The organism is Macellibacteroides fermentans (assembly GCF_013409575.1).
Taxonomy (GTDB): Bacteria; Bacteroidota; Bacteroidia; order Bacteroidales; family Tannerellaceae; genus Macellibacteroides; species Macellibacteroides fermentans.
Map to the genome: position 1 here is coordinate 47,913 of NZ_JACCCY010000007.1, position 22,637 is coordinate 70,549.

The 22,637-nt window shown below is 41.6% G+C and carries 17 protein-coding genes and 1 tRNA gene; 7 read left to right on the forward strand and 11 right to left on the reverse strand.

What is annotated here, in order from left to right:
- Positions 1–13 precede the first annotated feature (13 nt).
- On the reverse strand, positions 14–1,300 hold the full coding sequence (locus F5613_RS15695; RefSeq protein ID WP_179400458.1) for an ATP-binding protein: 1,287 nt from the start codon (positions 1,298–1,300) through the stop codon (positions 14–16).
- Between the two features lie 690 nt (positions 1,301–1,990).
- Between F5613_RS15695 and F5613_RS15700 the strand changes: the two genes are divergently transcribed.
- Complete coding sequence (locus tag F5613_RS15700; RefSeq protein ID WP_179400459.1) at positions 1,991–3,235, forward strand: hypothetical protein; 1,245 nt, start codon at positions 1,991–1,993, stop codon at positions 3,233–3,235.
- Positions 3,236–3,323: 88 nt separating this feature from the next.
- Positions 3,324–4,541, forward strand: a complete 1,218-nt coding sequence (locus F5613_RS15705) for an IS256 family transposase (RefSeq protein WP_179399823.1) — start codon at positions 3,324–3,326, stop codon at positions 4,539–4,541.
- A gap of 435 nt (positions 4,542–4,976) precedes the next feature.
- Here the strand turns inward: F5613_RS15705 and F5613_RS15710 are convergent, their stop codons facing one another.
- From F5613_RS15710 to istA, 3 genes are all read right to left on the reverse strand, one after another.
- Positions 4,977–5,645 (reverse strand): hypothetical protein, encoded by a 669-nt coding sequence (locus F5613_RS15710; protein WP_179400460.1) that lies wholly within the window; start codon positions 5,643–5,645, stop codon positions 4,977–4,979.
- A 615-nt stretch (positions 5,646–6,260) separates the two neighbouring features.
- Positions 6,261–6,980 (reverse strand): IS21-like element helper ATPase IstB, encoded by a 720-nt coding sequence (gene istB / locus F5613_RS15715; RefSeq protein WP_179400461.1) that lies wholly within the window; start codon positions 6,978–6,980, stop codon positions 6,261–6,263.
- A 17-nt stretch (positions 6,981–6,997) separates the two neighbouring features.
- Complete coding sequence (istA, locus tag F5613_RS15720) at positions 6,998–8,539, reverse strand: IS21 family transposase (protein ID WP_179400462.1); 1,542 nt, start codon at positions 8,537–8,539, stop codon at positions 6,998–7,000.
- Between the two features lie 237 nt (positions 8,540–8,776).
- Here istA and F5613_RS15725 point away from each other — a divergent pair, with 237 nt between their 5' ends.
- Positions 8,777–10,498: an ISL3 family transposase gene (locus tag F5613_RS15725; RefSeq protein WP_179399297.1), complete on the forward strand. Its 1,722-nt coding sequence runs from the start codon at positions 8,777–8,779 to the stop codon at positions 10,496–10,498.
- Here F5613_RS15725 and F5613_RS15730 read toward each other — a convergent pair.
- Entirely contained in the window at positions 10,490–11,593 is a 1,104-nt protein-coding gene (locus F5613_RS15730) for a carbohydrate binding family 9 domain-containing protein (RefSeq protein WP_179400463.1), read from the reverse strand. The genes F5613_RS15725 and F5613_RS15730 overlap by 9 nt on opposite strands.
- 183 nt (positions 11,594–11,776) lie before the next feature.
- Between F5613_RS15730 and F5613_RS15735 the strand changes: the two genes are divergently transcribed.
- Entirely contained in the window at positions 11,777–12,682 is a 906-nt protein-coding gene (locus F5613_RS15735; protein WP_179400464.1) for a helix-turn-helix domain-containing protein, read from the forward strand.
- 66 nt (positions 12,683–12,748) lie between these two features.
- Here the strand turns inward: F5613_RS15735 and F5613_RS15740 are convergent.
- The 3 genes from F5613_RS15740 to F5613_RS15750 all read right to left on the reverse strand — a co-directional run bounded on the left by F5613_RS15740 (position 12,749) and on the right by F5613_RS15750 (position 15,885).
- Positions 12,749–12,822: transfer RNA gene (locus tag F5613_RS15740), tRNA-Ile, on the reverse strand.
- Between the two features lie 81 nt (positions 12,823–12,903).
- Positions 12,904–14,026, reverse strand: a protein-coding gene (gene prfB / locus F5613_RS15745) for a peptide chain release factor 2 (protein ID WP_139376547.1) whose coding sequence is annotated in 2 segments (ribosomal slippage) — positions 12,904–13,962 and positions 13,964–14,026 — 1,122 coding nt in all. Because the reading frame shifts where the segments join, the coding sequence is not laid out codon by codon here.
- A 50-nt stretch (positions 14,027–14,076) separates the two neighbouring features.
- Positions 14,077–15,885: an AMP-dependent synthetase/ligase gene (locus F5613_RS15750; protein WP_179400465.1), complete on the reverse strand. Its 1,809-nt coding sequence runs from the start codon at positions 15,883–15,885 to the stop codon at positions 14,077–14,079.
- 259 nt (positions 15,886–16,144) lie between these two features.
- Here F5613_RS15750 and F5613_RS15755 point away from each other — a divergent pair, with 259 nt between their 5' ends.
- Together F5613_RS15755 and F5613_RS15760 are read left to right on the forward strand one after the other, a co-directional pair.
- Positions 16,145–16,471 carry a PadR family transcriptional regulator gene (locus F5613_RS15755; RefSeq protein WP_079682127.1) on the forward strand — a complete coding sequence of 109 codons (327 nt, stop codon included), beginning with the start codon at positions 16,145–16,147 and terminating at the stop codon, positions 16,469–16,471.
- Positions 16,472–16,482: 11 nt separating this feature from the next.
- Positions 16,483–17,586: a PspC domain-containing protein gene (locus F5613_RS15760; RefSeq protein WP_179400466.1), complete on the forward strand. Its 1,104-nt coding sequence runs from the start codon at positions 16,483–16,485 to the stop codon at positions 17,584–17,586.
- 363 nt (positions 17,587–17,949) lie between these two features.
- On the opposite strand, the gene F5613_RS15765 is transcribed toward F5613_RS15760, so the two are convergent.
- From F5613_RS15765 to F5613_RS15775, 3 genes are all read right to left on the reverse strand, one after another.
- Entirely contained in the window at positions 17,950–18,345 is a 396-nt protein-coding gene (locus F5613_RS15765; RefSeq protein ID WP_179400467.1) for an HIT family protein, read from the reverse strand.
- Between the two features lie 11 nt (positions 18,346–18,356).
- On the reverse strand, positions 18,357–18,827 hold the full coding sequence (gene greA, locus F5613_RS15770) for a transcription elongation factor GreA (RefSeq protein WP_068181968.1): 471 nt from the start codon (positions 18,825–18,827) through the stop codon (positions 18,357–18,359).
- Between the two features lie 189 nt (positions 18,828–19,016).
- A complete protein-coding gene (locus F5613_RS15775; RefSeq protein WP_068181971.1) occupies positions 19,017–20,174 on the reverse strand; it encodes a TlpA disulfide reductase family protein in 1,158 nt (385 codons plus the stop codon).
- Positions 20,175–20,374: 200 nt separating this feature from the next.
- Between F5613_RS15775 and pnp the strand changes: the two genes are divergently transcribed.
- Positions 20,375–22,573: a polyribonucleotide nucleotidyltransferase gene (gene pnp, locus F5613_RS15780; RefSeq protein ID WP_068181975.1), complete on the forward strand. Its 2,199-nt coding sequence runs from the start codon at positions 20,375–20,377 to the stop codon at positions 22,571–22,573.
- Positions 22,574–22,637 lie beyond the last annotated feature (64 nt).

The following is a 22,637-nucleotide window of genomic DNA, read 5'->3' on the forward strand; positions in this document are numbered from 1 at the left end:
ACTCCAGATGCATCTAATCTTTGAGGCATCCTATAGGAACAACATAAACGCCATCCTGCCTGCGATAGGCAAAGTCGCCAACCGCTGTAAGTATCATCAGGAAAGAAGGATTCTTCATTCTGTTTGTATCAATTTTTGAAGCGAGTGTATTCAGTGTTTTAGATCCTTCTTCAATTAGTTTGTCGCCACCCAACTTAATTTCAATAAGACCATAGCTGCCATTTCGTAAATGAACTACGGCATCGCATTCCAATCCGTTTTTATCCCGGTAATGATATACCTCTCCATCAAGAGCCTGTGCAAATACCCGAAGATCCCGAACACAAAGTGTTTCAAAAATCAAACCAAACGTTTCCAAATCATGCATTAAGTCATCCGGCCCCAATCCAAGGGCAGCCGTTGCGATGGATGGGTCAACAAAGTAACGGGTGTCCGTAGTCCTGATAGCTGTTTTGGAACGCAGATTAGGATTCCATGCGCGCATATCTTCTACAACAAATATTTTTCTAAGCGCATTGAGGTAAGAACTTATGGTGTTTTCGTCTAATCCGCCATGCTCATTAGCTGTCATATCCTTTCCTATTTCAGCAAAAGACGATTGACTGCCTTGATACCGGGCATAAGAGCGCATCAATCGTTTTACCCGTTCCGGGTCCCTGTCTACACCGTCTACCCGCTGAATATCAGAATTCACCACCGCATCGTAATAATCGATAGCCTGATCCAGAGCAATGTCTTCGTCCTTACTCAAAAGCGATGCTTGTGGCCAACCTCCTCTACAAGTAAGAAAGGCTATTCTTTTCAAATCTAAATCACAAGTTGCAGCAATACTCTCTGGAGAATCAAATAGTTCGCGTAAACTTACACTGCCATTGGAGTCGCCCGATTCCCATAGGCTCATCGGACGCATAATCAGCCAGGCAAAACGCCCTGTACCCGAATGTAAAATTTCATCCCGGTTTGCCGGTACGGCAGACCCTGTAAGAATGAAGTGCCCCAGACCTTTACGATGGTCAACCTCGAATCGTATCAGATCCCACAGTTTTGGCGTTTCCTGCCATTCATCAATCAAGCGAGGTGTATCTCCATCTAATATCATCTCCGGATTTGAATCAACAAATAGCTGGTACTGATCTCTGCGTTTGGGGTCTGACATATAAATGATGCTTTTAGCCTGTTGCTCTGCGGTCGATGTCTTTCCACACCATTTTGCACCCTCTATCAATACGGCACCTTTACCTCGCAATTTCCTGCTTAGAAGCTGGTCTATCACTCTTGGTTTATAACTATCTTTTGCCATATAAATCTATATGTATAAGGTTACTATGTATGTGGCAAAGATAAGATAAATATTTGAATTCAGTCATTTGGCTTGATTTCATTCAGTCATTTGGCGCAATTCTATTCAGTCATTTGGCGCATTTTTATTCAGTCGTTTGGCGGAATTTTGTTTAAGACAGCCTCTTTTCTATAAAAAGATCGCTTTGTATAGCCTCTGATAGAGAGATAGTAAGCTGGGTGTTTGACATTTAAGATAGGTTATTCTAATGCTATAAAATATAAAAAGTCCGACTCTCGCGAGCCGGACTTTTCTTATACTTTCCTTTATCTCTACAAACATTAAATTAATTAAACCAGTGAATATTGAAATTGTCCATTGCAAATATAAGGGTTATTTTTCTTCTCGCAACTAATTATACAATGTTTCATAGCAGTCCGGGTAATTTGGATAATTAATTTATTAGGTTACGTGCGCCGCGCGAACATTATAATGTGTGCAAATATATCCCGACCATTTTTTATCCTACACCAGCAACTTATACAGGTAACTGGTTCCGGCTACTGCAATCAAACACCAACCAAGCAGGTTGGAAATATTTAGAAGATAATAACTCCAATAATAGTTTGTTATATCAAATTAAATTCTCTAATTTTGAACTATTGCATCCAATCAATCTGTGAACACGAATAAACCACACTTTTCCTTAAAATGACATCAGACCATCAACATAAAATTATTCATTTCCTTTTAGATCATCCCGATCTATTGAGGGATTGGATATCATCATACTATCCATTGTCTGAATCTCAACTGAAAACGTATCACAAGACGCTCAACTGGGATCGTATCTCCGAAAACAGCAACATTCATTGGACGTATGATATCCTAAATTCCTTTTCCGAAGATTTAGAATGGGAAACAGTAACTCAAAATAGCAGTGTCTTCAAGGATAAAAGCTTTTTGGATAAATTCTACACTAAAATTGATTGGTACGGATCCGATGATATCTGTTTCGGCTCGATAGTGGCCAACCACGGGCTTTATTGGGATAATGAAACGATTGAAAAATATGCGGATAGAATAAATTTCAATAAGCTTTCTGCAGAATCCAATGTAGCCTGGAGTGAAGCGCTTTTAGATAAGTATTTTCCCAAATGGGATCTTGTCGAATTAGCGCACAATAAATCAATACCATGGACGCTTAGACTGTTTGATAAATATCTGGATGAAAGTTATTTATCCTATTATGGAGTACAGACAAACCGCACACTTATCACTTTCCACTTTATAGAAAAATACAAACATTCCGTTGACTGGGAAATTATATCTGCTAATCCCCATCTACCATGGATAGAAAAAGATCTATTACATCTTTGGAGTGATAAAATTGATTGGAGCGGTATAGCAAGTAATAGTTTTTTATTTGCGCACGACCCCGATTTCTACCAAACCCATTGCGACAAATGGCAATCCATCAAAAATAAGGTATGGAGATCATTTTCTATAAATAATACCTTTCCCTGGACTATCGACATCATCGAAAACCATAAACACTATATCGATTGGAATTCGTTGTGTTCCAATCCAGGAATAGACTGGAATGAAGAAATGATTGACAATTATAAATCCCATATAGACTGGAATCAGCTATGTTCCAATGAAAAAATACCATGGAATGAAAAATTAATAGACCGTTACGCCGAACATATTCAATGGGGCGGCTTTAGAAAATGCGAATTATACGATGAAAGAGGCAATCTGCTATCGCTTACCGGAGGCGAATGCTACGATCAGGGTTTGATAGACAACAAATCCTTCCCATGGTCTATAGACATTCTTACACGATACGAGCCATCTATCGATTCTAAATCAATCAGCAACAAATCTTCCATATGGGAGAAAGCATTCAAACCCTATATCAATGATGAAATGATAAAGATATTGTTGGGTTAAGTGTTAATAAAAATTACATAAGGCCTGGCATCTCCCTTTGTTAGAGACCGTAATTTGAACTCTGTCCAAAAACAATTTACTTTGCATTATGGATAGAAACAGTCAAGAGTACCAGTTAATGCGAGACAAGGCATTAGCACAACTTCGCAGTGGTGAATCACTCACAGGAAAGGATGGCGCCTTTGGCCCCTTATTAAAAGAGTTTTTAGAAGCCGCTTTAGACGGAGAGATGTCCTCTCATCTGGATGAGTCAGAGCGTCAGATTGGCAATAAGCGTAATGGCCGAGGCAGTAAGCGCGTTAAAACGATGGCCGGGGAGATTGAGATAGTGACTCCCCAGGATCGCCACAGCAGTTTTAATCCGGAGATTCTCAAGAAACGGGAGACGATTTTGGCAGATAATATGTCCTCCAAAATTATCAGTTTGTATGGCATGGGGATGAGTCTGAGAGATATTTCCACTCATATAGAGGAAATGTACGATGTGGAGATTTCACACAATACCCTTAGCGAAATAATAGACCGGATCGTTCCCAAGGTAAAAGAATGGCAAAGTCGCCCTTTGGAGAATATGTACACCATTCTATGGTTGGATGCGATGCACTATAAAGTAAAAGATGGAGGCCGAACCGAAAGCAGAGCAGTGTATAATGTATTGGCCATCAACAAAGATGGCCGTAAGGAGCTTATAGGTATGTATGTTTCCGAAAGCGAGGGAGCTAACTTCTGGTTGAGTGTTCTGACCGATCTTAAAGCCCGGGGGATGAAAGATGTTTTGATTGCTTGTATTGATAATCTAACGGGGTTCGCAGAGGCCATCAGCACAATTTTCCCTCATGTGATTATACAGAGTTGTATTGTTCACCAAATCCGGAACTCATTGAAATATGTTGCCTCAAAAGATCAGAAAGAGTTTATGTCTGATTTAAAGACAATCTATCAAGCCCCTACGCTTGATCTGGCGGAATTGAATTTTGATAAACTACAAGATAAATGGGGTAAGAAATATCCTGTAGTCATGGATTCATGGAAAAGGAATTGGGACAAGCTTACATCCTATTTTGCTTATGATGAACAGATTCGAAAACTAATTTACACCACTAATGCCGTAGAAGGCTTCCATCGTCAAGTTAGAAAAGTGACCAAGACAAAGGGCGTTTTCCCTAATGACATGGCCTTGATGAAGTTGATCTACCTGGCCGTTATAAATATCTCAAAAAAATGGACACAGCCTCTTCATAATTGGGCATTGACAGCCGGTCAATTGCGGATTAAGTTCGGTGATAGAATGCCATTGGATATATAATCCATTTTTCTTCCCGGTTTTTCAAACGCAAAGAAAAGGCTGTTCCCGGTAGTGAGCAAGGGTATATAAACGGCTCGTTCCTCACCGCCCTTGCACACTACCAATAACAGCCTTAAAAAGCATTTGTAAATCCAAAAAGAAAAATTATATTTGTAGTGATTTTCCTAGAATATGAACCAGACAGAGTTTAAATTACACTCCCGGATGTATCTCCAAAAAATATTACCGCATCATTCTGAAGATAATCCAACATCGTGTTGTATATGGAATAATGATTGAATTTTGCAATATAATCAAAGAACTTAAAGAACTCTTTACTGTCTTTGTGCTTCCAACTTTAGTGCAAAAGCTCATCAATTGTAAATTTATCATTTATATGAGAACTGTTTTCCATTTCAATAGTAGTTGTATTATTTAAGTTGGGTTAATATGATATTATTTACTACTAATCACTAAAACATCTTGAAGTTGTACATACTTACAATCTCCTGTTTCTGTTATATTTCTAAAATTATATTTTCCACCCTGTGGTTTTAAATCTATTATACTATTCCAATATGTAAATTTTGGCGTTTCACAACCAGGGTCAAGACATAATATTTTGATTGGTTGATTTTGTTCATTAATTTCAACGCCAACTGCTACCAAGGCATGTGAACCACTTCCTTTGTAAGCTATTGAAATGAGTAGTGGCTGATTGTTATTAATATTTTGATGTATTTTATCAATTATTTCATCTGCATTACCTTCAATATGCGTGCTGGATACATGTTTTGAAAAACTACGTTGGAGCATTTCTTTGATATTATCGAACTCCTCATGATAAAAGTAATTACCCTCTCTGTGCAACCCTTTTAGATCAAAAAACTCCTTTTTAAGCCGTTCAATCCCATATCGTTTGTCATAATTGTTGCCTGAGAGTCTAATATCGCTGAATTTTACTGCACCAATCAAGATCAAATTCATCATTGTTGAATATACGGCACATGCACCATCCAAATTACCTTGCCTTAAATGTACAGTTTGATATTTTCCGTTTTTTGTTTTAGCTTTCACACCATCAACATCAATAAGAAGTTGTTCTATAATTTTTATTGTCTTCATGATTTATAATTTTATCTTATCTCTTCTGTATATAACAATTGAAAAGTATACCAGATTCCAGTTGAAAAGTATACTAGTGCTCATTGTTTGCGAAGATAAAAAAATAATCTAAACGTAGGTTAGATTTGAGGCCATAGTTTGAACTCTGTCCGAAAAAAGGGAAGCTCACAGGTGTATATTATCGAATAACTAATTCAATGAAAATGAGATCTGTAAGATATATTTAGTATTTGACATCTGTTTGTTCAGCTCTTTAATCTGGGATTGACTCTCAGCTTTATTTTTATAAATTCTTCTACATTCATTTTTATTGAAAATTTATGTAAAAAATTGAATTATAAACATACTTTTGTAGAAAAAAGTGATGACAGATATTCTATTTATACTTGTAATTGTGTTGACTCAAATATCAATTTGGTCTTATGTTAATGTTGCTAGAAGGGAGATGGATCTTTTTGGAAAAACTTGGTCCCGATTAATTGTGGCTCCATTCTTGTTAAATGTAATTAGTTATTTATCATTATATTTTTTAGCTATTCCGGTGATATGCACCCACCTAAAAAGCAGATATGCCTCTATTTTATGACTTAACGAACATTTCTAAATCTGCCAAATTTACAGTTTTTTTCTTAAACTCTCTCCCTTTAGTTCAAAACGATGCGATGTGTGTACTATTCTGTCTAAAATTGCATCGGCAATCGTCTCTTCTCCAATAATGTCAAACCAGCTTGCCACAGGGAACTGGCTTGCTATAATCGTAGCCTTTCTGTTATGACGGTCCTCGATGATTTCCATAAGATCAAGTTGTTGTTGTCTTTCGAGGGTAGTGAGTCCAAAATCGTCAATAATGAGCAGTTCGGTTGCCGCAAGCTTTTCAAACTGCCGGATTATGATACCCTCCAGCCGGTTTTGTTTGAGTTTGATCATCAGTTTCTGCATGTTGTAATACGCCACCGAGTAACCTTGCAAACAGGCTTGGTGACCCAGGGCGGATGCAAGGAAGCTTTTTCCTACACCGGCCGCTCCGGTGATAAGGATAGAGTCTCCGTTTTTTATATATTCACCCAAAGAAAGTCTTGTGATCAGTGACTTATCTATCCCTCTTGCCGGATCATTGCTTAGTTCCTCGATGGAGGCTTTATAACGGAAAGCTGCATTTTTAAGCAATCTGGCACATCGGTTGCTTGTGCGTTGGTCTTCTTCGGACTGAAGCAACAGCTCCAACCCATCGGACAGTGATAGCTCATTTACCTTACGTGTTTCATACAGGGTTTGCCAACAGTGGGCCATTCCCGGGAGCCGGAGGCCGGCTAGTCTGGACTTGATTTGTTCCATGATTATTTTTTTTATAGTTATTGATAATAATGCTTTCCTCTGATATTGTGGTGTTTGGGCAGAGTTCCTCCAGCGACCTCTTGCTCATTGATGAGATCTCTTTTATCCATCAGGTTCCGAACAAATTTATAGCTGGTTATATGGTTCTCTGTCGCAATATGGCATGCCCGGTCAAAGAGAACCGGGTCACTTTTGCGTTGCAGGCTCAGAAGTCCGTCACAGCGTTTGTATAATATTTCTGGCACCTCCTGGCTATCAAAAATGAGTTGGATTAACCTGTACAGCGCCTCCGATCGGTTTTCTGCTATCCGCAAATAATATTCAGGGCTTCGCTCCAGATAGTGATTATGGGCCGAACACAGATGTTCTTTTTGTGTGGTATAGCCAAATTTGTATGAACGGGGATGAGTAGCCACCAGTTCACCTTTAACATAAACCTTTACAAGCGTACGGGTATAAATAACCTTGGCCTGTTTGCCGATGTGTTGAAAAGGTACAGAGTAATAATGTTTATCCCGGCCCAGATAGATGCAATTGTTCTGGGCAATCTTCAGTTCTGTATAGTATCTTATTTCAAACGCATGAGCCGGCAATGCCCTGAGAAGCGCTTTTTCTTCTGCAAGAAACTGTTCTTCCCTGCTATACGTTTTTTGCTGCATACGGGTTTGGTTGTGTTCCCGAGTTTTTTCTTTTAACGCCTTATTCAGCTCTTCCAGAGAGAAAAAAGTCTGATGACGCAGTTTGGCGTAAACCCGTTGATAAATCCTGTTTACGCTGCTTTCCACCAGAGCCTTATCCTTAGGCTTGCGAACCCTGGCGGGTGTTACAACACACCCGTAATGGTTGGCAAAGTCTTCAAGTACATGGTTGATATCCGGCTCGTATTTATCTGCTTTGATTACGGCAGCCTTCAGATTGTCAGGTACCAGTATCTTGGGAGATCCCCCTAATTCCTGCAGGCAACAACCCAGAGCATGGATAAAGCTTTCGGTCCGTTGATCCATCACTGCCTGCACATAGGTGTAGTCAGAGAAAGGCAAACAGGCAACAAACACCTGAACAGAAACGATCTCTCCCCTTGATTTGTCTATATAACAGAGGGTATCTCCTGCAAAATCGATAAACAGCTTCTCTGCCGGGTTATGAGTGAGAATGGCTGTTGGCTTGCGGGCAGATTCCAATTGGGAGAGATGATAACAGAACTGAGAGTAACTGTAACCATCAAAACGACTTTGTCGGTATTCCTGCCAAAGCAAATGTCTGGTTACATGTTTTCGCTTTAACTCACTTTCTATATAGGGCAAAAGCGTTTTCAGATCATCGAAGCGGTCCTGGCAATAAGCCGGAGAACCGGCATGCAGACGTCTTTCCAGCACAGGATCGTCTAAGGTAAGCAGATCCTGACAACTTAACGGATCCAGACTCAATGTCCGGATGTATTTGTTTACCGTATTTTTATAAATACCTAGCTGCTTTGCAATCTGTCGGTTGGATACGCCCGCCAGGTGCAGCTGAATCAATTGTTTAATTGTGCTCATTCGTTTTACTTTTCCTGACATATCTATGCGTGATTGATTTCTTTATCACGCAAAATACTCGAAAAGTCACAAATAATAAAGTAAAATCGGGTGGGTGCATATGCGGGTTCTTCGTCAAATTTGGTGCAAAATAACGGTTCTTAAACAACCAGTATAATTGACTTATTGTGTTGATATACAGGCAAATAAATAACAAAAAGCTAGTATAATAGAATTATTTTTATTATCTTTAAAGGTCTGACACTAAAGGATTTAAAGATGATTGACAACACTAGCCAACCCAAAGATAATAACTTTTTTATAAACAAACATTCGCTCCAAGCTATTTTTGGAATCCCAGGTGTTGTATTCTATGATTCCGTTATAAGTGATAATTTGATTCTTCTATCTGCCCGTCTTAAAGACAAGACAGCAAAATGTATCTGTTGCGGTAAAAGGAGTAAAAGTGTCCATTCATCCTATATGCGCAAATTAACAGATCTAGCTGTAGTTGGCAGAGCTGTTAAAATTATACTGAAAGTCAGAAAGTTTAGATGCCGTTACAGTAATTGCACTCAAACAGTTTTCTCTGAGCAACATCTGCCCTTAACGCGGAAACACTCACGACTGACAGATCGCACAAGTCACTTTTTGCAAAAACTGCTCATTGAGGTCTCTTCTCGTAAAGGTGAGTATATAAGTGAGCTCCTATCAATAAAGCAGAGCAGTTCTACCTGTCTTAGAATCGTTAAGTCTATAGAAATGCCCCATTTTCAGGAACTAACCACCATAGGCATAGATGACTGGGCATACAGGAAAGGCAAATCGTATGGTACTATTATTGTAAATGCGATTAATCACCGTCCCGTAGAACTACTAAAGAGTAGAGACAAGGAGGAGGTTGCAGATTGGCTTATAAGACATAACTCCATACTGTATGTAACCAGGGATCGATCAAGCAGCTACTCTAATGCTATAAAGTCTGGGGCATCCAAGGCGTCACAAATAGCAGACAGGTTTCATTTAGTGAAAAATCTGGGAGATCACATAGCACATGAAATACGAATGGAGTATAAAACCATTAAAAATAGTTGGTTGGCTCACAGGAAGAGTCTTTATAAAAGCAAAAAAAATAACATCTGCTTAAGTAGTGGAGATAACGAAAATACCAGCGATTCACAATATAACAAACACACCAATAGTGTTAACCATAGAAAACAGGAGTTGTTTAACAGGATTCATGAGCTTAAAAACAACAACTACTCTCAAAGAGCAATTGCCAAGGCTTTAAACATTAGCCGTAATACTGTAAGATATTATTTTGAAATGGAAGAGTTGTTGCCACGAGCAACCATCTATTATAATAATTATGGAGATTTTATGGATCTGATTAAGGAGTGTTGTAATCAGGGGTTAAATGTAAGAAATATATTTGTGTCTCTGAAAAAACAGGGATTCAAGGGTAATCAAACATCTTTTTATCAGTGGTTCAACAGGCACTTCCCGGAATATCAGAATAAGAAAAGATTACCAGTAGCATTAAATACCTCTCCGATAGTTTATGAAGAAACTCGATTTAGCGGAATGTCACCCAACAGACTTGCTATACATTTAACAAATAGTGAATGGGGTGTTTCAAAGGAAACAGGCGAGTGTAGCAAGTCTCACATACTGGCAGAGGATATTATTAACTCCTCTATGTTATTAAAAAGCATGAGAGAGGTATACAACACTTTTAGAGAGGTTTTGAACAGTAAAGATGAACTTAGATTAGACCAATGGCTCGAGAAGTATAAGTCGACCCAAATACGGAGGATTAAAAGTTTTATAAATGGCATTATTCATGATTTGGAAGCAGTAAAAAACGCCATTAAATACCCTTGGAGTAATGGAGTTGTGGAGGGTCATGTAAACAGATTAAAAAACAAGAAAAGAGAGATGTATGGCAGGGCTGGATTTGAACTATTAAGACGAAAGGTCGTGCTTTCCAACTTAGGATAACCTGCACCAAATTTGACGAAGAACCTTTCCGCTTAACCGGACTCCGCCAAGAATACGGTTTTCAATCAGGTTGCCCATCGCATCACTTGCCAGACCAATCCGGCGCGAAAAGAAAGGATTTGCAGACCCATAAGCATCACCATACCCACCAAAGAGGTCGTTGTTGTCGATAAAAAACTGCCTTTTCTCGGGGATGAACACCTCGAAACGGGTCAGATTGGTAAAATTTTCGTCCACTTCCACATTCGAAAAATCAGGATTTACTGTAATATCAAGGTTCATGCTGTTGCCAATCGACAGCTTGGCATCGCCTCCGAATGAGAGCTTACTGTCATTTGAATCACTTGCGAAGTTTCTTGAAGTTAAAGCATTAACATATGGAATGATGGCGATGGGTTTGCGCGATTTTCCCAAGGGTTTTTCAAATTGCATGTTTCCCATAAAGGCAAGGCTCGAAAGCAGTTGGTTTTGAGGTACGCGAGACCAGGCACTTTGCTCGTTGGTTTGCATGTCCCAACGGTAACACTGTACCCGCCACGATGTTGCACCTTCATGAAATTTGATGGAGCTGAACGGGATGGCTGCTTCAAGAATATAATGATCGTCGAACTTCGTGCTTTGCAACTGCCATTTCTGATCCCAGCTGGTATTAAAATCGGAGCCGCCGCCCGAAACAAATACTTCGCGCTGAACGCCGTATGGAGTCATCCCGAAAAGGAAAGCGGTTGTGCCATCGTTAAAGGTGTCGAACATCAATGTGACGTTGTCATTGGCTGCTCCTCCGAAATCGCGACGCAGCGATGAAACCACGTAGTTGTCCGACTTCACTTCCGCACGAATACCTATATATATAGTATGCTCGTCATACAAAAGACGAAATTCAGTCGGGTTTGTCGATCGGGTGGAGTCGGAAGGGAAGAATTGCCAGAATTGGTTTCCACTATCGGCCGATTTCCAAGCATCTTCGTCAAGCTTCCCGTCGATTGTTATAGCTCCGTCGGCAATGAGTTTAACAGAAATGTTGTTGGCTTTTTTCTGACTGAAAACGGATAATGAAAAAAGGAGCGAAACAAATAAGTAAACTAATTTTTTCATACTATGAATGAATTAAAGATTTTACCGTTGTTGAAATTTATCACGATGCAAATTTGACCTGAAATGTTGACATAACTTGTATATAAATTACGGATATACCTACCATTATTCCGGATTTGATGCGTAGACTTACTATATTTAAAATGAGATTATTAACTTTGTTTCAGATTAATAAGAATAGCCATGGATAAAATAGTAAAATTTGAAAGTATTTCTCAGTATAATGAAGCGATGGGATTGGAAACTTTCCATCCATTGGTGAGTGTAGTTGAATTAGAAAAGATGAATCCTTCAAAGCCGATGGGCAAAATGCGGATCAGTTACGGGTTTTATACCGTTTACCTGAAAGATATTAAGTGTGGCAATATTAAATACGGCTGTAATTATTACGACTATCAGGATGGAACCTTGGTCTTTCTTGCCCCGGAACAGGTTTTCAGTGTGGAAAATTACAAAGAGAGTGTAAGGCCCAAAGGATGGGCGTTGCGGTTTCATCCCGATTTGATTCGTGGTACTACACTGGGTCAAAATATCCGGAATTATAATTTCTTTTCGTATGAAGTAAACGAAGCACTTCATTTATCGGAAAGTGAACGTCAAATCATTCTTGATTGTTTTAAAAAAATTGATATCGAATTGAGACACACAATTGATAAGCATAGCAAAACATTAATTGTTCGAAGTATTGAGCTGTTCCTTGATTATTGTGTTCGCTTTTACGACCGTCAGTTTATTACACGAAGTCATGTCAATAAAGATATACTGGTTAGGTTTGAAAAACTGATTGATGAATATTTTGAATCAGAGAAAACACAGTTATATGGTTTGCCGTCGGTTAAATATTTTGCCGATCAGATAAGCCTTTCACCGGGATATTTTGGGGAGCTTATAAAAAAGGAAACAGGAAAATCGGCACAGGAATATATTCAACTCAAGCTGATGGATATTGCAAAAGATAAACTTCACGACAATAGTCTGTCGATCAGCGAAATTGCCTATATACTCGGGTTTAAATATCCGCAGCATTTCACCCGTTTGTTTAAAAGTGTAACTGGGCAATCGCCTAATGAATATAGAGCCCGGAATTAAAGGTTTATAGATGCTGAGAAAAGAAAAAGCACCTACGATAGATATCGTAAGTGCTTTAGTATGTTGTGGTCCCACTTGGGCTTGAACCAAGGACTCCCTGATTATGAGTCAGGTGCTCTAACCAACTGAGCTATAGGACCGGTTCAGACACTGGGTCTGAAATCGGGTGCAATATTACGGGTTTTAATCGGAATATACAAGTTTTTTAGTAAAAAGTTGTTTTATTCTTCCTTGGGTGTGCCCGCAAATTCCATGAGATAGGCTTTGATAAACCCATCCAGATCGCCGTCCATCACTGCGCCAACATTGCTGGTCTGGTAATCGGTACGGTGGTCTTTTACGCGGCGGTCGTCAAACACGTAACTGCGTATCTGCGATCCCCACTCAATTTTCTTTTTGGCTCCCTCCACCTTGGCGATCTCTGCACGGCGTTTTTCCAATGCGAGTTCGTAGAGCTGCGATTTAAGGAGTCGCATGGCGTTCTCGCGGTTGCCCAGCTGCGAACGGCTCTCGGTGTTTTCGATCAGGATCTCGCGCGTTTCGCCGGTGTCCGGATCGCGGTAGTTGTAGCGTAGGCGGACTCCCGTTTCTACCTTATTTACGTTCTGTCCTCCGGCGCCTCCCGATCGGAATGTATCCCATGATATGTCTCCCGGATTTACCTGAATCTCGATGGTGTCGTCTACCAGCGGGGTGATAAATACGGACGAGAAGGAGGTCATTCTCTTTCCCTGTGCATTGTAAGGGGATACGCGGACCAGACGGTGTACGCCGTTTTCGCTTTTCAGATAGCCGTAGGCCATCTCGCCTTCCACCTGCATGGTTACGGTCTTGATGCCGGCCTCGTCGCCATCCTGCCAGTTGGTGATGGTTACCTTGTAGCCTTTGCTTTCGCACCAGCGTTGGTACATACGGCATAGCATGGAAGCCCAGTCCTGACTTTCGGTTCCGCCTGCGCCTGCATTGATTTTAAGTACCGCTCCCAAGCGGTCTTCTTCCAGGCGAAGCATGTTTTTAAGTTCCAGGTTCTCAACCAGCTCGAGGGAGGTGGCATAGGCCTGGTCTACCTCTTGTTCGGTTGACAGTTCTTCCTTATAAAAATCGTAGGTGAGCTGGAGTTCTTCGCATGCGGTGTGCATCTCGTTATACAGCTCTATCCATTTTTTAATCTCTTTTACCTTCTTCATCTGTTCTTCCGCCCGTTTGGCGTCTTCCCAGAATCCGGGATCTTGCGTACGAAGTTCTTCTTCTTCTAGTTGAATGGTCTTGGCATCAATGTCAAAGATACCCCCTCAGCGCCAGATCGCGCTCCAACACGTTGTGTAGTTGGTCTGATGTAATCATATTTATCTGTTCTAATTAATATTTGGGTGCAAAGGTACGAAAAAAGACGATTACTCCTGATACATTGCCTCGATTTGAGCCGCATACTTTTCGCCGATTACGCGTCTGCGTAATTTCAGCGTGTCGGTAAGTTCCTTTCCTTCCATCGTGAAGGGTTCGGCCAACAGGGTGAATTTCTTGATCTTTTCGTAGGAGGCCAGGTTGCGCTGGTGTTCTTCCACACGTGATTCGATCAATCGGATGATCTCCGGATTGGCTACCAGCTCTTCCCTGCTCTCGAACCCGATGCCTTTTTGATTGGCATATGCTTCCACCATAGGGAAATTGGGGATGATAAGCGCGCTCACGAATTTCCGCTCGTCGCCGATCACGGCTATTTGTTCGATGTATTTGTCGCTGCTGAGAAGCATCTCGATGGCCTGCGGAGCGATGTATTTACCGTTGGATGTTTTGTACAGGTCTTTGATACGTTCGGTAAAATAGAGTACCTCGCCTTCCAGACGGCCGGCATCTCCGGTACGGAACCATCCGTCGGGCGTGAAGGATTGTGCGTTGGCTTCTGGCTTATTATAGTATCCGGCCGTAACGGTCTTGCCCCTCACGAGTATTTCGTTGTTGGATGGATCGATCTTTACTTCCACATCGGGCATGATGGTTCCGATGGAACCCATGATAAAGCCTGTTTCAGGATAGAAACATACGGTTGCAGTGGTTTCGCTGAGTCCGTATCCGTAACGGATGTGGATGTCTACCGACTGAAGGAAGATGTTCACTTCGTCCGACAGCGGGGCGCCGGCTACGGGGAACAACTTGCCGCGTTCGAGTCCCAATACACGCTTAAGCATGGCGTATACGGTTTTCTGGTAGAACCTGAACTTGCTTTCAAGCAGGAAGGGGGCTTTGATCCCTTTGTTTTTGTATTCCAGGTTATAGAGTCTGCCTGTCTCGATGGCATCCAGGAATACCTTTCTGATAGCCGAAGGCGAATTGTTAATCTTATCCTGCACACCTACGTATACCTTTTCCCAGAACCGGGGAACGTTGCACATCAGGGTAGGGTGTATCTCGGGAAGCGTTTTTTGAATCATCTTCGGATCGTTGTTGATGGCGATCTTCACCCCTTTGTGAATACAGTAGGCTACCCATGCTTTTTCGAAGATGTGGGTGAGCGGCAGGAAGCACATGGAGGTGTCTTTGTCGTTTACTTCGGGCAGGCGCAGGGTGTGGATATGCATGGACTTCATGAAGTTGGAGTGGTGCAGCATAACGCCTTTGGGCTCGCCGGTGGTGCCGGAGGTATATACAATGGTAGCCAGATCGTCTTCCGATGCCTCCTTCATACGTACCTTCACAGTCGATTCCGCATGGGTGTTGTTGCCCAAACGCAGAAAGTCGTCGAAGTATACCGATGTTTTATCTTCCGGATTTAGCTTTACGCTGGAGTCGAATACGACCAACCGGGTAAGAACCGCCGATTTTTGTTGTACTTTGAAGGCGTTGTTGTATTGTAACTGTTCGCCAACAAACAATGTGTGGATTTGGGCGTCGTTCACAATGTAGTCTATCTGAGCCGGCGAACTGGTTGCGTAGAGCGGGATGGGTACTGCCCGGTTTGCGTAGGCTCCGTAATCAGTATACAGGCATTGTTGCATGTTCTGCGAATATACGCCGATGTTTTCTTGAACGCCTATGCCGAATTCCGCCATGGCTTCGGCGGTTAGCATAACTTTGTCAGCAAACTCCCTCCAGGATATCTTGAGCCATTTCCCGGTTTCGTTATTTCTGTACTTTAATGCAATGCGTGACCCGTACTTGTCGGCCTGACGGTGTACTACTTCGGCAAAATGATAGTAAGACATAATCCTTTATTTTGAATTGAATATACAAAAGTAAGCTTTTCATTGGATAATGAGTAGGTAGATACTATTATTTTACACAAAAAGGACGTTTATGTGCAATAATGCTGTTAAATTTGGCTTTTTACCGGTAATATTCGACTCTTTTATGTGAACAAATGTGAAATATATTGTAAAAAATAAAATTATTTGAAAATATATGGTAGTATGTATTGCATAGTACAATAGCAATGCATATATTTGTGGCATAAAACAGAAAACAATGAATGCAGAAAACGTAAAATCACAAATGAGGAAGGGTACTTTGGAGTATTGTATACTCCTTCTCCTCAGCAAGGAGCCTGCTTATACATCTGATATTATTCAGAAATTACAGGAGGCAAGATTGATTGTTGTTGAAGGCACTTTGTATCCGTTGCTTACCCGGCTGAAAAATAGTGAACTGCTAGGCTATCAATGGATTGAATCAACACAAGGCCCGCCACGTAAATATTATCAGTTGACGGAAAAGGGACAACTTTTTTTAGGTGAACTGGAAAATGCATGGGAGGAGCTGAATAATACAATAAACCACATTAGAAACAATTAATAATTACCAAAATGAAGAAAACGCTTACCGTTAATCTGGGAGGGTCCGTATTTCATATAGACGAAGATGCCTACCAGCTTTTAGAAAAATATTTGTCTAACCTCCGTGTTCATTTTAAGAAAGAGGAGGGTTCGGACGAAATTATGAATGATTTCGAAATGAGAATCTCTGAATTGCTTGGAGAGCGCATTAAACTGGGCTTCGAAGTGATTACGATAGAACATGTGGAAGAGGTGATCAAACGCATGGGAAAACCGGAGGAGATTTTTGATACTGAAGGAGAAAAGGAATTTGCATCGGAAGAGGGAAAAACTCATACTACGTCTACAGGTAGAAAGCGTTTTTACCGCGACCCGGATGATAAGATATTGGGTGGTGTTGCCGGTGGTTTTGCTGCCTACATGGATTGGGATCCCAGCGCTGTACGTATCGGTTTGTTTGTTCTCTGCTTTTTCTGGGGGGTTATGATTCCGATCTACTTTATTCTTTGGCTGATTATTCCGCAGGCACGCACGGCAGCCGAGAAACTTGAAATGAGAGGCGAAAGGGTGACGATCGAAAATATTGGAAAGACTGTAACCGATGGGTTCGAGAAGGTGTCTAACAATGTAAATGATTATGTGAACTCCGGTAAGCCACGGACAACCCTGCAAAAACTGGCGGATGCTTTCGTTACGGTTGTAGGTGCTTTGGTGAAGGTTGCGCTGATCTTACTGGCAATTATTGTGATACCGCCGCTGTTGCTGGCTCTGTTTATTTTTGTTGTTGTTGCTTTTGCTTTGATTTTTGGAGGTGGGTTCGGTATCTTGTATCACCTGATGCCGATGGCCGACTGGGGTACTATCCAGGCCTATCCGGAATCTGCACTGATAGGTGCGAGCGTTGCAACGTTTGTTTTGATTGCCATTCCTGTTGTTTCACTTCTGTACGGATTGTGCAGTGCGGTGTTTAAATTCAAACCGATGCCTGCCGTACTTAAATGGACGTTCTTAATCCTCTGGATTATTGCAGCAATAGGGTTTGTTTCAATAGGATGGACTTTTGGCTGGCCAGATTTCTATCAGATGACGAACTGGCCTGTTAATTGGAATTCTGTAAGTATTTCTCTTTGGTAATAGTTTTTAATGTATGTGTGTTTAAAAAAGAAGGCCGCTCTGTCTCAGAGGGGCCTTTCTTGTAAGGTTAACAAATTAATGAGTAAAAACCACTAATGAATTAAAAATAAATTGTTCGGTGCATATTTTTTAGATATGTTTTTCCGAACAAGGGACAAATATAAACAATCTTTGTAATTAAGCACGGTAAAACCCGAAACTTAACGTAAGATAGTTTCCAAAAAGTTGATATTGAATGGATTTGTGCCCGTAACGGGCCGGCGGAAAGAATAAATGCCAATGAAAGTGTACACTTTTCATTGGCATTTACATTGATTATGAATCTGGCCCGGTTTTATAGAGCCATCCATAATCTGAGATGGGTCAAATAAATTCTTTTCTGATCTTTTCGGCAACAGCGGCCAGCTCATCAGAAGTTACGGTCAGTTTCGTTTTTCCAAAATAGATGTCGGATTCCTTGTTTATAGGAACCAGGTGGATGTGTGCATGCGGTACTTCGAGCCCGATTACACTAAGTCCCACTCTTTTACATTCGATAGCCCGCCCGATGGCCGCGGCTACTCTCTTGGCAAATAGAATCATGGCGCCAAGCTCATTATCGTTCAGGTCGAATATGTAATCCACCTCTTTTTTGGGAATTACCAGCGTGTGTCCATGAACCAGCGGGTTGATGTCCAGAAAGGCAAAGAAGTTGTCGTCTTCCGCCACTTTATGACATGGGATTTCTCCTGCCACAATCTTGCTGAATATTGTTGCCATGATTTATAAAGTTAAATAGAGATTTCTTCAACCTGATAACTAACAATACCGGATGGTACCTTGATATCTACTACATCGCCCACCTTTTTACCCATCAAGCCTTTGGCAATGGGAGTGCTTACCGCAATTTTGTTTTCGCGCAGATTCGCTTCAGAGTCGGATACCAACGTATAGCTCATAACCATGTTATTTTTTACGTTCTTGATTGTTACCTTACTCATGATTTGTACTACGTCGCTTCTTAATTGCGACTCGTCTATCAGTCGAGCATTGGCAATAAGCCCTTTCAATTGCGCAATTTTAGCTTCCAGAATGCCCTGAGCCTCTTTGGCGGCATCGTATTCTGCATTTTCGGAAAGGTCTCCCTTGTCTCTTGCTTCGGCAATTTGATGGGATATTTCCGGACGCTTAACGGTTTCCAACAGATTTATTTCTGCTAAAATCTTGTTGTAACCTTCCTCTGTCATATAACTAACAGCCATACTAAATCCTCCTAATTTTTTCTTATTATATAAATATTGAATGCTACATAAAAAAAGAATCCCGACCAACGGTATGGCCGGAACTCATTGTCTTATTTTTACCCTACAAAGGTAGGTCTTCTTTTTTGAAGAAGCAAATTTAAAGATGTGCTTTAAAACATAAATTTCTGAAACAGAGGATAAAAAGTCTTACAGAAGGCCTTTTATCGATGCTTCCAACGTGCCGATATTCTCCACACGTTTAACCAGATTGCCGTTTTTGTCCAGAATGAACAGGGCCGGTAATTGTTTTACGTTGTAGAGTGCTGCCGCCTGTGAATAAACGGATTGCGGATCGCGTACACACATCCACGGCAGGTTTGATGCTGCGTTTTTCCAGAAGTGGGCATCGGAGTCGAGCGAGATCTGATAGATTTCCAATCCGCTGCTGTGGTGGTTGGTATAGATCTTACCTAATTCCATATTCAACGCGGGCGACCATTCTGCCTGGTAGGCGGTAAAGTTTACCAATACCACTTTGCCTTTGGCCAGATCAGACAGTTTCGACATCTCTCCGGTGATAGTGGGTAATTCGATATCGAGGAAGCTTACCTCTTCTGTCTTGATGTTGTCGAAGTTGATAGGACGCTGACCACGCAATACTTTGATGGATTGCAACGCCAGGTTGTGTAAATGCTTTGATCTGGGGCTTTCCGGATAGTAGTGGTCGTAGCTTGTAGCTACTGCTCCGTAAGCTCTCGAGTCTGCCTTGTCGTACAGGTCGAAGAACAGTAATCCGTCTATCTGCTGGAAAAGAGCGAAATAGGCTGCGGCCGACATGGGGGCAGAGAAGATATACTTTTTAGCAACGGTCTTATAGGCTTCTGCAGCTTCAAGTACTTTGGTTCTGTATGTGGAGTCTGCAATCTCTTTGGCTCCATAGGCCTTGCGAAGCTTGCTGATTTCCATGTTGGCATCCAGCTGGGCAAGTGTGATGTCTTTGATGGCTTTACAGCTTTCGGAACCTTCCACGGTGTAAGAGGTGGCAAACGTACCGGCGTCTGCAATTAATTTGACAGTTTCGGTCGAGTCGATGGCTACGTTGATAAACTGTTTGTTCAACCGTAGACGATAGAACTCCGGATAAGGGGTGGCCTTTCGCTGGAATTTGAATTTTCCGTCTGCAGAAAGTTTTGCCGAATCAAGTGTTGCAACCGCCGAGATACCTACATTCTCGAAGTAGATGGTCTCTCCGTCTGCACCTGATACAATTCCCTTGACGGTGAATTCATTCGACTTGCTGCAACCTGCTAAAAGTACGAGCAACAGGGTAAATGCCGAAAGCAGCTGTGTGGATATTTTTTTCATTATATTCTTACTGTCATTTTAATTTTGCTGCAAATATACATTAATTTGCAATTGATGTACTAAAAAACCTTCTTTCTTCCTTTTTTTTTCTTTAAAATGGTTATTTTGCCCGTTATTTCTTTTCATTTTCACATAATTAGAGTTAAACTTTCATTACCTTTGCCCCAATTTAAGAGATTAGAAAAATAAGAAAGAAGATTATGCTTAATCCAATTAACAAGACGATCGAATTAGGTGATGGAAGAACCATTACCATCGAGACCGGGAAATTGGCAAAACAGGCGGACGGTTCGGTAACTGTCCGTATGGGCAATACCGTATTGCTTGCTACTGTTTGTGCTGCCAAAGACGCAAATCCCGGGGTTGATTTTATGCCTTTGCAGGTTGAATACAAAGAAAAGTTCTCTGCATTGGGAAGATTTCCAGGAGGGTTTACAAAAAGAGAAGGAAGGGCTTCGGATTACGAAATCCTGACTTCGCGTTTGGTTGACCGTGCGCTTCGTCCTCTATTTCCTGAGGATTATCATGCTGAAGTTTATGTAAATATAATATTGTTCTCTGCTGACGGTGAAGATATGCCGGATGCATTGGCCGGTCTGGCTGCTTCTGCTGCGCTTGCTGTTTCTGATATACCTTTCAACGGTCCGATTTCGGAAGTTCGTGTAGCCAGAGTAAACGGTGAATTTATCGTTAATCCTACTTTCGCTCAGCTTGAAAAAGCTGACATCGATATTATGGTGGCTGCCACTATGGACAACATCATGATGGTGGAAGGCGAGATGAAAGAGGTACAGGAGTCGGAAATGCTTGAAGCCATCCGTGTTGCACACGATGCCATCAAGGTTCATTGTCAGGCACAGCTCGATCTTTCTGCAGCAGTGGGTAAATTGGAAAAAAGAACTTATTGCCATGAAGTGAACGACGAAGAGCTTCGTAAAGATATTAAGGATAAGTGTTTTGCCAAGGCTTATGCTGTCGCAATTTCGGGAACGGACAAGCACCAGCGTGCTGATGCTTTCAAAGCTATTGTTGAAGAATACAAGGCATCACTTTCTGAAGAAGATTTAGCTGCAAAAGCTGAAATGATAGGTCGTTATTATCATGATGTTGAAAAAGAGGCTATGCGTCGTGCTATTCTGGACGAAGGCAAGCGTCTTGACGGTCGTAAGACTACCGAAATCCGTCCTATCTGGTCGGAGGTGGATTGTCTTCCGGGTCCTCATGGTTCGGCCATATTCACCCGTGGTGAAACTCAGTCGCTTACAACCGTTACGTTGGGTACAAAATCTGACGAGAAAATGATTGACGACGTGTTGAATCATGGAAAAGAGCGTTTCCTTCTACATTATAACTTCCCTCCGTTCTCTACCGGTGAAGCTAAAGCAAGCCGCGGTGTAGGACGTCGTGAAGTAGGACATGGTAACCTGGCTCACCGTGCCCTGAAGGGTATGCTGCCTGCCGATTATCCTTATGTGGTACGTGTTATTTCCGATATTCTGGAATCTAACGGTTCTTCTTCCATGGCTACTGTTTGTGCAGGTACGCTTGCATTGATGGATGCCGGTGTGAAGATCAAAAAGCCGGTTTCGGGTATCGCTATGGGTCTTATCTCAGAAAATAAAGGTCAGAATTATGCAATTCTTTCTGATATCCTGGGCGACGAAGATCATTTAGGTGATATGGACTTCAAGGTGACTGGTACCCGCGATGGTATTACTGCCACTCAGATGGATATCAAGGTTGACGGACTTTCTTTTGAAATTCTTGAAAATGCATTGGCTCAGGCTAAAGCGGGCCGTCTGCATATTTTAGGTAAGATTGAAGAGACAATGTCTGAACCTCGTGAAGACCTGAAGCCGCATGCGCCTCGTATTGAGACCATGATCATTGCCAAAGAATTTATCGGTGCCGTAATTGGCCCGGGTGGTAAGATTATTCAGGGAATTCAGGAGAAGACCGGTGCTACAATCGCTATCGAAGAGGTTGACGGTGCTGGCCGTATTGAGATCTCAGGAACAAACAAAGCTTGTATCGATGCTGCAATTGCTACCATCAAGGGTATTGTTTCCGTTCCGGAAGTAAACGAAGTTTATCAGGGTAAGATTTCTTCAATCATGCCTTACGGTGCATTCGTTGAATTCCTTCCGGGAAAAGATGGATTGCTTCATATTTCGGAGATCGACTGGAAACGGTTGGAAACTGTAGAAGAGGCTGGTTTGAAAGAGGGTGACACAATTGAAGTGAAGTTGGTAGATATCGATCAGAAAACCGGTAAATTCAAACTTTCACGCAAGGTATTGCTTCCCCGCCCTGAAGGTATGGAAGAGCGTGCTCCCCGTGCAGAACGTGGTCCACGTCCGGAAAGAGGTCCTCGTCCAGAGCGTGGTAACCGTGATTAAGTAATTTATTACATTAATATATTAAGCCCCGACAGTATCTGCTGCCGGGGCTTTTTTGTAAAAG